Consider the following 12401-nt stretch of genomic DNA (forward strand, 5'->3'; position numbering starts at 1 on the left):
AATACGCCAGCAGCCGGCGGAAACCACAGAAGGGACTGAAGCGCGCGCCACGTCAGATCACCAGCACGCCGCGAGTTTCGTAGACGGACGGGCCGCCGGCGGCCTCCGGGTTGCGGCTCATCAGATCGAAGGCGTTGAAGAGCCCGATCAGCGGGTCGATTTTTGCCGTACCGGAGGCCTGCTTGGTGATCAGCACGGCCGAGCCGCGCAGCTCCGAACGGGCATTGCCGACAGCCCAGGCCATCATCGGGCGCGCACCGTGCTTCAAGGTTCCGTCCTTCAGCTTGCGGGCCGCGCCCTTGATCACGCCGGAGAGGCGATAGCCCTGTGGCACCGCCGCAATGCAGTCGTCTGGAATCTCGCGCAGCGACAGCTCATCTAGGATCGCGGCGATGCCGACCGCGTCGACGCCGATCCCGGCCTTCTCAGGCAGCAGCCCGGCCTTGAAAATGCGCTCGACGATATCGGCGACGCCGGAGACGTCGGCATTCGCTCCATCTTCCTGTTCAGCGATGTCGACGAAGGTCAGGTCGCCGTCGCGCTCGAAGTCCTCGAGGCGCGAAGCGATCTCCTTGCGCAGCAGCTTGACGCCGCGATCAGCCCAGGCGTGGCCCCAATGATACCAGCGCTTGGTCACGCGGTGGCGGCCGAGCACGGCGAGGCCGAGCAGGTCGTCGAGGCCGCCGCCATCGATGCCGATCGTGCAGACCTCGCATTCGGCCAGAATGAATTCGAGCGTCGCCTTTTCGCTGCCGGCGCGCTCCCAATGATCGGCGCCTTCCCAGCGGTTCGAATGCAGGGCAAGGCCGATCTGGATATTGAGGTGCTGCGAGGCCCAGCGCCGCTCCTCCTCGTCGCCCATCTCGCGCGCCGTGGCGTAATCTTGCGTCAGCACCGGCAGCGAGACCGAGCGGCCGAGGTTCGGCAGCACCCGCGCCCAGTTCTCGACCTGCCGCCATGGCTTGGCGGGATCGGTCTGCATCGCCTCCGGGAACTCGTAGAGCACCGGCAGGATCGTTGCATTCTCGATCCGGCCGTCGCGCACGCTGCGCGCGTAGTCGAGCTCGGCCTTGAAGGCCCCCGCCGGCGGCTCGTCCGACTGCGTCGTGATGATGATCCCGAAGGCTTCCGGGATCGCGACGCGGGCACCGCGCAGCTGGCCGATGACACGGGAGGTATAAGCGACCTTGCCGAGCAGGTGCAGCTCGTCGAGCAGCCAGCCGGCATATTTCCCGCCGGTCGCGACCTTCATGTCGAAGGTCATCACCTTCAGGCTGGCGCCCGTCACCCGGTTGACCACCGTCTTGAGGTGATCCCGCACATGCAGGAGCGTGTCGAGATCCTTGTCCGCCGCCACCATGCCGGACACGGCGGCGAAGGCGAGGTCTGCGATCTCCTGCGTCGGGCCGAACAGGGCGAAGGCCGCATTGGGCCGCTCATTCATGAGCAGCGCCGTCAGCATCAGCGCCGCCCCGTTCGTCGTCTTTGAGTTCTTCTTCGGGACGAGCAGGAAGACGCCCGGCACCTGCCGAATGCCGGTCGCCTCGTCGATCGAGCCGAACACGGCGCGCACGACATCGCGAAACCAATCACCAGCGGCTTCGCCGAGAGTCGGCTGGCCTGGCACGTCGGGCAGGTGCAGGCGGTCGAAGATCGCCGCAGCACGGTCGGCCTCCAGCTCGTCCAGTGGCAGAACCGGGACGAGAGACCGCCCGGCGAGGAGCGTGCTCTCCCAGCCCGGTTGCGCGAAGTGATAGGACATCAGCTGCGCTTGCGCCGTACCAGAGTGGACCAGGGGCCGCGCATGACGACGCCGTGCGCATCGAGTTGCGCCTGCTCCTTCTTGCCGACCGGATCGGGCGCGGGCGCTTCCGGCTTTGCCGACGACTTGCCGCGCACCTGGTCCTGCAGCGCCGTCAGGTCAGCCCGATCCATGATCGCCAGCATTTCCTTCTGGGCTGCAACGTTGCCCTTCAGGGCATTGCGGTGCATCGCGGCGATCACCTCGGCCCGCTTGCGCAGGGCGCCCGTGTCGATCTCGGCCGCGAAGTGCTTCCGAATCGTCGGCTCGGCCTTGTCGAAGATCCGGGCCAGCTGCTCGGCGCCCATGCCGGCAGCAACCAGAACCGCCGCCTTCTCATGATCGGCACTCGACGGCCGCCAGGGCTTGCGCCCCCCGGAACCCCGCCGCCTCGGCTTTTCTGTCGCCGGGACCGGCGTCTGGGCGAAGTCGGCGCCGTCGCCGAACAGTCCGCCGGAACTGACGCGGTCCCTCAGCTCTTCGGCGAAGACCTTGCGCAGCGTCGGCACGCTGATGCCGATCTCGTCGGCGATCACCGGATGGACGAGCCGTTCCGATGCCATCCGCCGCACCGTCGCGCGCTGCTCGTCGCTCGGAACGAAGGCAGCTCGGCCAGGACGCTTTTCTTTCTTTCCGCCGCTGGGATTCGCGTCGTCCAAGAAAAAAAACTCCGAATGAGTCCATAGCCGGTGAGGATGGTTAGCCGCTTGGGGACTTTTGACCCGCCCCCCATGGGTCTCAGACGGGTCGGCGATGCCGCTTCGTCCGCTCGACTGCCGTCTTGCTGTTATGGCAGGCGATGCAGAGCAGCATCACATTGGTGATCTCGAAGTCAGCACCACCGTCCTGCCGCTCTTCAACGTGGTCGGCGATCAGGCCACGCGGCGCATGACTGCAATCACGCTTGCAGTCCGGGTTCTCGCAGACGTAGCCGCGAGCCTGCTTCACCGCGCGCGCAAACTCACGCCACTCAGCCGAGAGGTAGAAGGGATCGGCCACCTTCTGCGGCGGCGCAGTCCTGGCAGCCACAGAAGCCACGCGACTGCCGATCGACTTCAGCCTGCCCAAGCACCGCCCTCTGACGACAACGCCCGGAGGCCGATTCCGGCTCCGGGCGCGATTCGTTCTGATATCTATTTAGGGGCACGCAGCTGCGCAGTCGTCAAGCGTCAACTTGTATCTCTATGCGTGGCACAACTGAGTTATCCAGCGCTGACGGAGATGCACTTGCCTGATCCATCGCTCCCGACGATGCGTGCGGAAACTCTGCGTCGCAGCCGGGCATGCTCGCGATCGACCAACGCCTGTGTCTCAATCTTGGCCTCCACTTCATTAGAAGCCTGGCATAGTTCGAGTGGGAGAGGGGTTGAAGTACCATTAATATCAGAGATACGAACAAATCTTGCAAATGGGGGCATTAAAACAACTTTCTTAGTTTCATAAGTTCATAGCGATAAGAATAGGCATCGAAACATCGCAATTGCCGTGACTCTAAGCATAAATGTGGCGGCACGAAGACTACAATTGTATCCCGCGCTTCTGCAAATAGGTCTGGTTGGCCACGGCGGTTGCCCGTTCGTCGACGATGCCAGTGCCGAGACCGCGCAGGCCCACGATGCGGCCTCTCACTGGTCCCTTCGCACCCCATACCTCTTCCGCCAATTGGTCGAGCGCCTCGCGCAAGCGGATCGTCAGATAGTCCATGCGTGCACGCTCGGCATCGGGTGTAGGCCACCGCTTCGCCAGCTCGGACACGGTGAGACCCGATCCGCAGATTGAGGAAACGATCCGCTCGCCGACCTGACCAAGCTCTCGCGCCAGTCGCTTCAACTCGAAATGCGCATGCAACACCGCATCCGACAGCGGATCGCCCATCTTGCCGCCATCGACCTTGATCTTGCCGGGATCGATGCCGCGGCCCGGCCCGATCATGGCGTGCTCATAGATCGCCCGGAAGCGGATGCCGGCCTCGTATTGCGCCTGCGTCAGCCGCCGGCGTGCCAGCATCATCTCGAGCGGATGCTCGGCCAGGTTCACCGTGGCCTTGAGCTTCGATCCGGCCTCCATGGGATCATCGACCGTGCGCGTGCCGAGCACCGGGGCCTTGCCCGGCTTCACCACAGGGCGATGCTTCACCTTCGCCAGCGACGGCATCGCGCCGGCGGCCTTCGCCGCCCTGACATCGTCGAGCAGCTTCAGCTCACCGGCCCGCTTCGCCTGCGCCTTGGCTTCGGCGCGTCCGGCCGCGAAGGCCTCCTGCCGCTCGCGCCGCTTGGCCCGCTCGTCCCGGTCGATCTGCGCGATCCGCTTGGCTTCGTCAGAACGCGACATCGTCATCGCCTTTCTCGGTTCGGCCGCCGGGCGGCATGGGGGATGGCAGGAACACGCGGAATTCGCCTTTGAACGGCGGGATGCGGGCGCCGCGCGCCGCCAGCCAGGGCCGCCATGCGTCGATCTCCGGCCCGTCGCAGCGATAGGCCCCGAGATCGCCGATGCGCTTGGCTGCAGCGGCAAGCTCGCCGCCATTGGAGCCGAGCGGCTTGCCGGCATCGGCCTGCTGCACCCAGAAGCCCGGCGGCTTGCCGGCCTTGATCCGGTCGAACAGCAAGAGCCACCAGTCGCGGGTCCAGCCGTTCACCACGACAGGCGCGCCGGTGGCCTCGCTCGTCCTGCGCTGCGCCGCTTTGGTTTCGAGGCCTATCCAGCTGCGGCCCTGCAGATAGGCCTCGCTGGACAACCTGCCCTTGATGCCGCCCGCCTTGCGTTCGGTGATGAAGGCGCCGATCCCGTCGATGGCCGCAGCCCGCTGGTCGAAGGCGATCGCTTCCCAGGCGGCGCGCTGCTTCACCCGATTGTCGCCTCGGGCGAAGGGATAGGCCTCGAGGAAGTCGTCGAAGCTCGGCACCGGCCGGGCGTCAGGCTCTCGCTCGCTCGCTGGCCCGGATGCGCTCGCGCCTGCGCCCTCTCTCTCATAACTAAGGTTTCTACTAAGGGGTTGGGTATCATCTGGGTGATACCCTTCCGCCGGATTTGGAAGGCTATCACCGTGATACCCTTCCACCGTGATACCCTTATTTGCGCTGGGGCTGGCTTCGTCCTGCTGGCCTGACCCAGCGTCCGACGCATGGCCGCTAACGTCGTCCTCGTCGGAATCCGGGGCGGGATCGTGCAGCGCCGCCGCCTCCAGCGCCGGCCACAGTTCGGGCCGGCGCAGGCGCGCCAGCATCTCGACATCCATCTCGTAATGATTGGTCGACTTGGCGCCCGAGCCGCCGTCCCTGACCTTGCGCAGCAGGCCGACGCGGCAGAACGTCTGCATCACCCGCCGCGCCGTCGGCACCGAGCATTCCGCGTCTTCGGCGATGGTGGCGAGCGAGGGATAGATCCGCGTGCCGTCCTCCTGGCAGCAATCCACCAGCTTGATCAGCACCATCTTGCGCATCTGCGAATGCAGCTTGGCCTTCAGCGCCAGGCCGAGAAGGGCCGCGCTCATACCGCCCTCGCCAAATAGCGATAGTTGCGACTATCACTCGCAAAGAACGGGAGACGTGCATGGACGCCGGGGGGAATTCGATTGCGGTCGTGACGCTGATCGTCGCGATGATTGCTGCGATTATAGCGGCGCTGGCGGCTTGGTACGCGGGCAGCCAGGCCGACGCCGCAAAGAGATCCGCAAGGGCCGCAGATTCGCAAGCCAAAGCAGCCAACAGGCAGGTGGAACTGACAGAGGTTCAGGTAGCCGCTGCCGCAGCAGCTTTGCTGCGCAACCGCGTCGCTGATTTTCACGGCGAACGTAAGCGCCTCGCCGACTTCGCTGTGGAGGTTGAGGAGTTGGGTAAGGCCGCGCTCGAAATGCTCATGCACCTCGGCGAGGAAGACCTTGATGCTGGCCCCCCCCCGGTTCTTCTCGAAGCCCAAAGCAAACTGAAGAGCATGCGCGAATTCATCATGAGCCGCACAATCGATCGCGCTGGCGCTGATGCGCTTCAATCGCGCAATAATTTGCTCCCAAAGCTTGCGGTGCTCGAAAACGCGATTGGCCTTGCAATTCGAGCCTATCAGCCAGCGGGGGTACCGAGAACTGAGCATTGGCTCAGGACCCGCAGAGCACGCGTCAGTCAGACCCGCGCCGACCTGCAAGGCCCTTGCCATCAGGTTCAGATGGCAGCTCTTGATCTCACGCTCATGATCGAGCTCGATCTCTCTTCGATATCGACAGAAATTCGGCGGCTGGAGGAAATCTCGGACGGCCGCACTCTCGCCAAATGAACAAATGCGGGTCGCGCCGGCGATTCTGGTCACAACAGCATCGTCATTAGGACTTTCGCGAACGACAAGCCTCATGCCGCCCTCGCCAAATGCGAGCGCGCCGCTAGAATGCGCGCAGGGGGATAGGCATGAAGAAGTGGCAGAAGATCGCGCTCGTCGGCGCCGCAACCGTTTTGGCGGCTGTGTTGATCGTCGCGATCCACAAGGCTGGCATTGCCTGCGCGAACGTCAACAAGCGAGCCGGAATGAAGATCGTCGAAGCAAACGGCTGTATCGAGTTCTGGCTCAACCGTTACCAGACGACCGTCCAGACAATCGCATCTTTTCTCCTGGGCGGCGCAGGTCTCTATTTTGTTGTCCGACAGATTTCCCAACTGATTGAGCAAAACAAGCTGATCTCTAAGCAACTGGCGGCGCACCAATCGGAACTTGATGCCAGCTATCGCGTAGCCTGCGGACGAGCCGTTGTTGCGATCGAGCAGTATCAAACGGCAGCGTACGAAATCTTGGTCGAGCTGCTTAAATTTCGGCAGCCTGATCCCAAGCTCTCTGCAATCGATCTCGACCAGACGGCAAATCTTGCCAGGCAGGGCACGCCAGCGATCTACGAGGTGCTGCGCACAAACGAAGTGATCGCGGACTGGAAAGCGCTCGCAAAGGAGTTCGAAGATTTGCGGCACTACGCGATCATGAGACGGCAGGGATTCGGCGCCGCCGACATTCAGCAGCTTAATTTTGACCGTAAGCTTCCGCAGAGCGACGACGAAGCAGAGGAGCGAAGCCTTGCGCTTCCGGAGAGCTTTCGTGCGTTCGGAACTCGAATTGATATCCGATGACATCACTCCGCCGCCTCCATGAATAGCGGCATGTCCGCCGGCGCTGTCGGGCGCTCGACATCGCGCGGCTGATAGTTGGCGGCGACCAGCGCCTGCGCCAGCGGCGGGCAGACGCTGTTGCCGCACATGCGGACCTGAGCGGTTTTGGTGATGGGGATGACCTCGGCCTCGCCGTCATCCTCGCCGATGCCTTCGCGCGGCGCGACGCGCAGGCCGCGGTCGATGATGTAGCTGTCGGGGAAGCCCTGCGCCCGGTAGAGTTCGCGCGGCGCGAGCATGCGCATGCCGATATCGGCGATGACATAGGGCTCGCCGCCGATATCGACCGTGACGAGGCCGAAGCGGGCCTTGGCGGTCGCAGTGTGCAGCGGGTCCTGCGCATCCTGGCCGATGGCCGGCCCGTAATACTTCGACAGGAAAGCGCGGACCTCGGTCGCATGGGTTGTGCCGGCGCAGATCGTCGGGATCGGATCATGCGGGCCGCTGGAGGCGCGCTCTGAACCCTTCATGTTGAGCACATGCGAGGCGACCAGCGCCTGCTGCGGCATGCCGAAGGCGCCACCAGCCGTCAGGGTCGAGACCGGCTTGTCGAGCGAATGCCCGACGACGCCGGTATTGTGCTGCGCCAGGAAGGCGGCGACCGCGGCATGCTTGACGCCGCCGGCGACGACGGTGCCAAGCGGCATGGCGGGGTCGAGCGCGCGCGGCTCCTGGCCTTCGCGCTCGCCATAGCCGGTCTGGATCAGCGTGCCGGCGATCAGGGCGTTCTGGTCCTTCGTCGAGGCACAGATCGTCGAGTGCGGCTCTTCCGGCGAGCGGTTGAGGCCGCCCTGCTGGGCATAGGTCAGCACCGGCGCGACCAGGCAGACATCGGCCTTTGCCGTGCCGGTCGCAGTCGGCTCGTCGGCGGAGCGCTCTCGCGATTGGCCGGCCCGCCCGCCGCATCCGGCGAGAATCGGTGCGACCAGACCAAGCGGCGCGGCGCCGCCTGGCCGCTCGCGGTTCTCGCCATTGGCGGTCACCGTGTGCAGCGGCTCATTGAGCGGCGAGCCGACGCTGTTGGCCCGGAACTTCGTGACGAAGGGCGTCACCAACCCATGGCGGTTTTCGGTGACAACGGTTCTGACAGGCTCGTCGACTGGGCTAGATCGATCAAGGCCGCCAGAGCCGTCGCCGTAATAGCTGACGACAAAGGGCTTCGCCGCGTCGATGACATAGCGCTTCACCCCGCGGGCAATGCGCGCCATGGTCGCTTCGGCCAGCGGGCGATTGACGCCGACGGCGCGGCCGTCCTCGCGGCTGAGGAAGATCGAATGGCAGGGCAGCGACCAGTCGATGATGTCGGCGGCCGTGCGCCAGGACAGCTTGCGCCCTGCAATGACGTCGGGATTGTCCGGCCGGCCATGCGTCGGCTTCGGCCAGACGATCTTTTCGCCGTCGCGCCGGGCGATCAGGAAGAGCCGCTTGCGGATCGTCGGGGCGCCGTAGTCGCAGGCGCGCAATTCGCGATGCTCGACCTTGTAGCCGAGGCGCTTCAGCTCGCCTTCCCAGCGCTTGAACTCCTGCCCCTTGCGTTCCTTGCAGGGCTGGCCATCAGGTAGCAGCGGCCCCCAGTCGCGGAACTCCTCGACATTCTCGAGGATGATCACGCGGGGCCTGACCTGCTTGGCCCAGCGCACCACCACCCAGGCGAGATCGCGGATGTTGCGCTTGACCGGCTTGCCGCCCTTCGCCTTGGAGAAGTGCTTGCAGTCCGGCGAGGCCCAGAGCAGCCCGACAGGCTGGCCGCGCGTCACCGCGACAGGGTCGACCTTCCAGACATTGTGCGGCAGGTGCCAGGTCTCGGGATGGTTCATCCGGTGCAGCGCCAGCGCTTCGGCATCGTGGTTGATGGCAATGTCGGGCGAGCGGCCGAGCGCTAGCTCGATCCCGGTGGAAGCCCCGCCGCCGCCGGCGAAGGAATCGACGATGAGCTCACGCATCGGCGGTCGCCTCCCAGTGGAGATGGCTGCCTTGCGCCGTCGCGGTGTAGCCGGAGCCGACGAAGCTGCCGTCATACTCGCTGATCAGCCCGCGCTCATGGCGCGCCAGCCCCTTGTCGCGCAGCGCGCGGCAGGCGGCGCGCACGGCCTTGCGCGGCAGCCCGGTCAAGCGCTCCAGCCCGGCAAAGGTCACGGCGCGCCACTCGTCATCATCTGAATTGGCGATCGACGCGAGCACGGCGCGCTCGTCGACTGAGAGATCGGAGATCAGGATCGCCATCACGCCACCGCCCCTTCCGGCGCTTCCGCGCCCCAGCTCTCCCAGCCCTCGCGCGGGGCGCGAGCGTTGAGCTCGATCTTCGGCAGGGTCGGGAAGTAGCTTTCGATCAGCTCATAGGCGCGGGCCGGCTTCTCGCTGTGTTCGCCGACATCGGCGATGAAGAAGCTCGGGAACTGCGCGCCCGGCGCCGGCGCCGGCGGGCTGCCCTTGGTGCCGAGCAGCAGGATCTCGTGCTCGCCGGTGAACCAGTATCCCGGCCCGCGCGCCTTGCCCTTGCGGCGCTTGGCCCAGATGCAATGTGTCTTGTAGGCAAAGCCCCAGGCCGCCATCACCTCCAGCGCCTGGCGCAGCATCGGCGCCGTCGCCCACAGGAACAGCGTGCAGTCCGGCGCGGCGATCAGGTGGACGGGCCGCGAGGCGATCACGTCGGTCGCGCTGGTCGGATAGTGGTTCTCCGGCGCGCGATCCATGCCGGTGATGCGGGACCACGGCTCGAAGCGCCATTCAGGATCGGCGAGGATGACCGGGAAGATCCGCCCGGCGGCGGCCATCGCCGGCAGGGCGGCATTGGCGGCGGCGATCTTCTCGCCGAGCGCGCGCTCCTTGGCCTCGCGCCGCTCGACCTTGTCCGCCTGCCGCTTCGCCCGCTGGTCGGCAAGCACGTCGTAGAACGCCTGCACAGGCAGCGAGCGGATGGTCGCGACATCGGCGGCGCGCTTGCCCATCGCCGCCGTTTCCATGGTCGAAACGGTGCCGTGCTTGCTCCTGAAGGTGCGCTCACTGGAAGAACTTCCAGTGAGGCGGCGCAGATCGGCGACGAGCGGATGGCCGACATTGGCGCGCCGGGCGATCTCGCGGTCGCTCCACTTGCCCCACTCCTCGTCGGAGAGCAGCAGCAGCACGGCCCGGCGCTTGTCGTCGCTGGTGCGGCGCAGGCCATGGGTGGCGTTGGCGCCGGCCGCCAGCAGCACGGCGTCGCGCCGCGTGCCGGCGATGACGTCGGCTTCGATCTCGTCGATCCCGGCCGCTTCGAAGCCGGTAGTGCGGTGGAAGCCGTCCCACAGCCAGTAATCGGTGCCGTCATAGACGAGGCCGATCGCCGGGAAGCGCACGCCCTCGCGCGCCGCCTCGGCATAGGTCTCGACCGTGGCCGGGTCGAGCGAGGCGCGCGGCTGCGTACCGCCGTCCCGCCGGATCAGGGCGATGCGGACCATGACCGGCCCGCCCGTCAGCGCGTGCGACATACGACCATCTCCTCAAGGGCAAGGTTGGCGCGGATTTCGGCGGCGGCCTCGCGCAGCCGCCCGGCGGTGTCGGCGGCCTGCGCCTGGCTGAAGCGGCCATCGCCGCGCGTGCGTAGCACCAGCAGCGCGGCCGTCGCCTCGAGCATGGCGGCGGTGGCGAGCCAGCCTTCGCTGCTCTGCAGCTCGCCGGGTGCGAGCGAGGCGATCGGCAGGCGCACCATCGGGGCGACTACGCTGCAATTGCTGCAGGCGAAGCGCGCTTCGGTACGCACGGCGCGGTCAAGCATGCTCGCGCCCTCCGGCCAGAAGGAAAGGCTGCCGGCCCGAGGGGGCGCGGGCCGGCGGCAGGTGTCCGGCCGCCGCCGCGGCAGCCGGAGGGGGAACGTGAAGCTGGCCGGAGCCGGCGCAGGTGATGCAGGCCGGGCGCGTGCCGTCCTGCGTGATGATCCGGTAGCCGCGCCCGCGGCAGGGAGGATAGGCGCTCATGCCGCGCCTCCGGCCATGACGGCGGCGTTGACGCGTTCGAAGCGCTCGATCGCGCGTCGCAGATCGGCGAGGTCGCGCCCGACGGTCAGGGCGTCGGTGCGCGAATAGCGCCCGTCACGCTGCGCCTCGGCGAAGGCGCCGCAGAGATCGCCGACCTCCTGCATCACCGCGGCATGGGCCGAGAGCGCGCAGGTGTCGGGGTCGGTCGGCGCCGGTCCCTCGCGCTCTAGCCGATAGCCGAGCAGCTTGGCCTCGGCCCGGGTCAGCAGCGGCTCGCCGCATTCGGCTTCCAGCGCCAGCTTGCCGACGATCGTCAGCATCGAGCCGTCGTCGCGCGTGGCGATCCGGCTCATGTGCTGCTGCGTCACGCCGACGATCTCGCCGGCGCGCGCCTGGCCGCCGCATCGCGAGATCAGGTCGGTGGTGGCGGCCTTCAGGCTGTAGAAGTCCGTGTCGAACTTGCGCATCGGGGCCTCTGGTGTGCGGCGCAGCGCGATACGCATCGCGCCGGCGGGCGACGTTGGTTAGGAAGTCGAGCGGTCGTTAGCGGCTGGCGGATAGAGGTCCGGACGCAGGTCCGATCGGGGGATTGAAGTGGCCGCTTCAATGTCGATGACGCGCTCGGCCGGAATGCGGCTCGCAGACCAGCGGCTAACGGTGCCCTTGTCGACGCCGACGAGGCGCGCAAACTCGACGAGGCGGAGGCCGCGACTGAGAAGGGTTCGGGTCAGGTGAGTATCGCGCATGAGTTGACTAGTTGCGCAACTCGCAACAAAAGTCAAACCTCACCCTTGCTCAACACGATAACGACCCACAGGCCGGCTGGGCGTAGCGTTCAGCCCATGCCGAACGTCACCGAAATCCACCGCAGCAAACAGCCGCGGCGCCCGCACCACATCCCAGATTGGGCCGAGGCGCGCGGGCTCAGCCAAGCCGATATCGTTCGCGAGACCGGCGCCGATAAGAGCGTCGTGTCCCGCTGGTTTAATGGCACAACGCCAGGCGCGGACTGGCAGGAGAAGCTTGCGGCGCTTTTCCACACCGACCCCGAATCGTTGTTCCGCCATCCGGACGACGATTGGCTGAAGCGCTTCCTCGATCGTCGCTCCCGTGAAGAGATCGAGCGCATCAAGGCAACACTCGAAACCGCTTTTCCGCGCAAGTCTGCATGAGACTCGCGCCTATCGCAGCGGTGCTTTTGTTGGCCGGCGGCAACTGGCCACACGCTGCGGCACAAAGCGATCCCAGCACCTTGAAGGTTGCCCTGACCGCGAGTCTTACCCTTGGGCGCGCGCTTGTTTGCGGCGCTTCCAGGGATCGACTCGTTGAGATCATGGCCGCCCAGGCGGCATTGATTGAGCAGCTCTCCGGCGGCGACTCGAAGACAATGGCGCTCCGCGACCAAATGGTCGCATCGGGCGTTGACTACCAGCGATCAGCCGGCGCTACCGGATGCCCTGACGTGCTAGGCGCGTTGGGTACTATGGAAGCTGCATTCCGCTC

Annotated in this window: 15 protein-coding genes; 3 read left to right on the forward strand and 12 right to left on the reverse strand. The window is 66.1% G+C overall.

Annotation, left to right across the window (positions count from 1 at the left end; all coding sequences use genetic code 11):
* Positions 1 to 52: 52 nt before the first annotated feature.
* From AC1DS0_RS11915 to AC1DS0_RS11935, 5 genes are all read right to left on the reverse strand, one after another.
* The gene (locus tag AC1DS0_RS11915) at positions 53 to 1762 is read right to left on the reverse strand and encodes a terminase large subunit domain-containing protein (RefSeq protein ID WP_476814561.1); all 1710 of its coding nucleotides are present in this window, start codon (positions 1760 to 1762) and stop codon (positions 53 to 55) included.
* On the reverse strand, positions 1762 to 2460 hold the full coding sequence (locus AC1DS0_RS11920; RefSeq protein ID WP_476814562.1) for a hypothetical protein: 699 nt from the start codon (positions 2458 to 2460) through the stop codon (positions 1762 to 1764). The genes AC1DS0_RS11915 and AC1DS0_RS11920 overlap by 1 nt, the downstream gene beginning before the upstream one ends.
* A gap of 79 nt (positions 2461 to 2539) precedes the next feature.
* A complete protein-coding gene (locus AC1DS0_RS11925; RefSeq protein ID WP_476814563.1) occupies positions 2540 to 2869 on the reverse strand; it encodes an HNH endonuclease in 330 nt (109 codons plus the stop codon).
* 450 nt (positions 2870 to 3319) lie between these two features.
* Positions 3320 to 4132 (reverse strand): hypothetical protein, encoded by an 813-nt coding sequence (locus tag AC1DS0_RS11930; RefSeq protein WP_476814564.1) that lies wholly within the window; start codon positions 4130 to 4132, stop codon positions 3320 to 3322.
* Entirely contained in the window at positions 4119 to 5294 is a 1176-nt protein-coding gene (locus AC1DS0_RS11935) for a hypothetical protein (protein WP_476814565.1), read from the reverse strand. Before AC1DS0_RS11935 ends, AC1DS0_RS11930 begins: the two co-directional genes overlap by 14 nt.
* Positions 5295 to 5353: 59 nt before the next feature.
* Here AC1DS0_RS11935 and AC1DS0_RS11940 point away from each other — a divergent pair, with 59 nt between their 5' ends.
* Positions 5354 to 6070, forward strand: a complete 717-nt coding sequence (locus AC1DS0_RS11940; protein ID WP_476814566.1) for a hypothetical protein — start codon at positions 5354 to 5356, stop codon at positions 6068 to 6070.
* Positions 6071 to 6198: 128 nt separating this feature from the next.
* Complete coding sequence (locus AC1DS0_RS11945; RefSeq protein WP_476814567.1) at positions 6199 to 6906, forward strand: hypothetical protein; 708 nt, start codon at positions 6199 to 6201, stop codon at positions 6904 to 6906.
* Between the two features lie 2 nt (positions 6907 to 6908).
* Here the strand turns inward: AC1DS0_RS11945 and AC1DS0_RS11950 are convergent, their stop codons facing one another.
* From AC1DS0_RS11950 to AC1DS0_RS11980, 7 genes are read right to left on the reverse strand one after another with little or no spacing between them, the layout of a single operon-like run.
* Positions 6909 to 8888: a DNA cytosine methyltransferase gene (locus AC1DS0_RS11950; RefSeq protein WP_476814568.1), complete on the reverse strand. Its 1980-nt coding sequence runs from the start codon at positions 8886 to 8888 to the stop codon at positions 6909 to 6911.
* Positions 8881 to 9168: a hypothetical protein gene (locus AC1DS0_RS11955; RefSeq protein ID WP_476814569.1), complete on the reverse strand. Its 288-nt coding sequence runs from the start codon at positions 9166 to 9168 to the stop codon at positions 8881 to 8883. Before AC1DS0_RS11955 ends, AC1DS0_RS11950 begins: the two co-directional genes overlap by 8 nt.
* Positions 9168 to 10412, reverse strand: a complete 1245-nt coding sequence (locus AC1DS0_RS11960; RefSeq protein ID WP_476814570.1) for an MT-A70 family methyltransferase — start codon at positions 10410 to 10412, stop codon at positions 9168 to 9170. Before AC1DS0_RS11960 ends, AC1DS0_RS11955 begins: the two co-directional genes overlap by 1 nt.
* Positions 10397 to 10699, reverse strand: coding sequence for a hypothetical protein (locus tag AC1DS0_RS11965; RefSeq protein ID WP_476814571.1), 303 nt, complete (start codon positions 10697 to 10699; stop codon positions 10397 to 10399). Before AC1DS0_RS11965 ends, AC1DS0_RS11960 begins: the two co-directional genes overlap by 16 nt.
* On the reverse strand, positions 10692 to 10898 hold the full coding sequence (locus AC1DS0_RS11970) for a hypothetical protein (RefSeq protein WP_476814572.1): 207 nt from the start codon (positions 10896 to 10898) through the stop codon (positions 10692 to 10694). Before AC1DS0_RS11970 ends, AC1DS0_RS11965 begins: the two co-directional genes overlap by 8 nt.
* A complete protein-coding gene (locus AC1DS0_RS11975) occupies positions 10895 to 11365 on the reverse strand; it encodes a hypothetical protein (RefSeq protein WP_476814573.1) in 471 nt (156 codons plus the stop codon). The genes AC1DS0_RS11970 and AC1DS0_RS11975 overlap by 4 nt, the downstream gene beginning before the upstream one ends.
* Before the next feature lie 57 nt (positions 11366 to 11422).
* Positions 11423 to 11644 carry a YdaS family helix-turn-helix protein gene (locus tag AC1DS0_RS11980; protein ID WP_476814574.1) on the reverse strand — a complete coding sequence of 74 codons (222 nt, stop codon included), beginning with the start codon at positions 11642 to 11644 and terminating at the stop codon, positions 11423 to 11425.
* 96 nt (positions 11645 to 11740) lie between these two features.
* On the opposite strand from AC1DS0_RS11980, the gene AC1DS0_RS11985 reads away from it, so the two are divergent.
* Positions 11741 to 12070 (forward strand): helix-turn-helix domain-containing protein, encoded by a 330-nt coding sequence (locus tag AC1DS0_RS11985; RefSeq protein ID WP_476814575.1) that lies wholly within the window; start codon positions 11741 to 11743, stop codon positions 12068 to 12070.
* The last annotated feature ends 331 nt before the right edge of the window (positions 12071 to 12401 follow it).

Source organism: Allobosea sp. P4_H5 (assembly GCF_056400825.1).

Bases quoted from the DNA above. Each gene is read 5' to 3' on its own strand.
- AC1DS0_RS11930 (WP_476814564.1), bottom strand. From the start codon at position 4,132: ATGTCGCGTTCTGACGAAGCCAAGCGGATCGCGCAGATCGACCGGGAC.
- AC1DS0_RS11975 (WP_476814573.1), bottom strand. From the start codon at position 11,365: ATGCGCAAGTTCGACACGGACTTCTACAGCCTGAAGGCCGCCACCACC.
- AC1DS0_RS11955 (WP_476814569.1), bottom strand. From the start codon at position 9,168: ATGGCGATCCTGATCTCCGATCTCTCAGTCGACGAGCGCGCCGTGCTC.
- AC1DS0_RS11985 (WP_476814575.1), top strand. From the start codon at position 11,741: ATGCCGAACGTCACCGAAATCCACCGCAGCAAACAGCCGCGGCGCCCG.
- AC1DS0_RS11945 (WP_476814567.1), top strand. From the start codon at position 6,199: ATGAAGAAGTGGCAGAAGATCGCGCTCGTCGGCGCCGCAACCGTTTTG.
- AC1DS0_RS11980 (WP_476814574.1), bottom strand. From the start codon at position 11,644: ATGCGCGATACTCACCTGACCCGAACCCTTCTCAGTCGCGGCCTCCGC.
- AC1DS0_RS11965 (WP_476814571.1), bottom strand. From the start codon at position 10,699: ATGCTTGACCGCGCCGTGCGTACCGAAGCGCGCTTCGCCTGCAGCAAT.
- AC1DS0_RS11970 (WP_476814572.1), bottom strand. From the start codon at position 10,898: ATGAGCGCCTATCCTCCCTGCCGCGGGCGCGGCTACCGGATCATCACG.
- AC1DS0_RS11935 (WP_476814565.1), bottom strand. From the start codon at position 5,294: ATGAGCGCGGCCCTTCTCGGCCTGGCGCTGAAGGCCAAGCTGCATTCG.
- AC1DS0_RS11960 (WP_476814570.1), bottom strand. From the start codon at position 10,412: ATGTCGCACGCGCTGACGGGCGGGCCGGTCATGGTCCGCATCGCCCTG.
- AC1DS0_RS11915 (WP_476814561.1), bottom strand. From the start codon at position 1,762: ATGTCCTATCACTTCGCGCAACCGGGCTGGGAGAGCACGCTCCTCGCC.
- AC1DS0_RS11940 (WP_476814566.1), top strand. From the start codon at position 5,354: ATGGACGCCGGGGGGAATTCGATTGCGGTCGTGACGCTGATCGTCGCG.
- AC1DS0_RS11950 (WP_476814568.1), bottom strand. From the start codon at position 8,888: ATGCGTGAGCTCATCGTCGATTCCTTCGCCGGCGGCGGCGGGGCTTCC.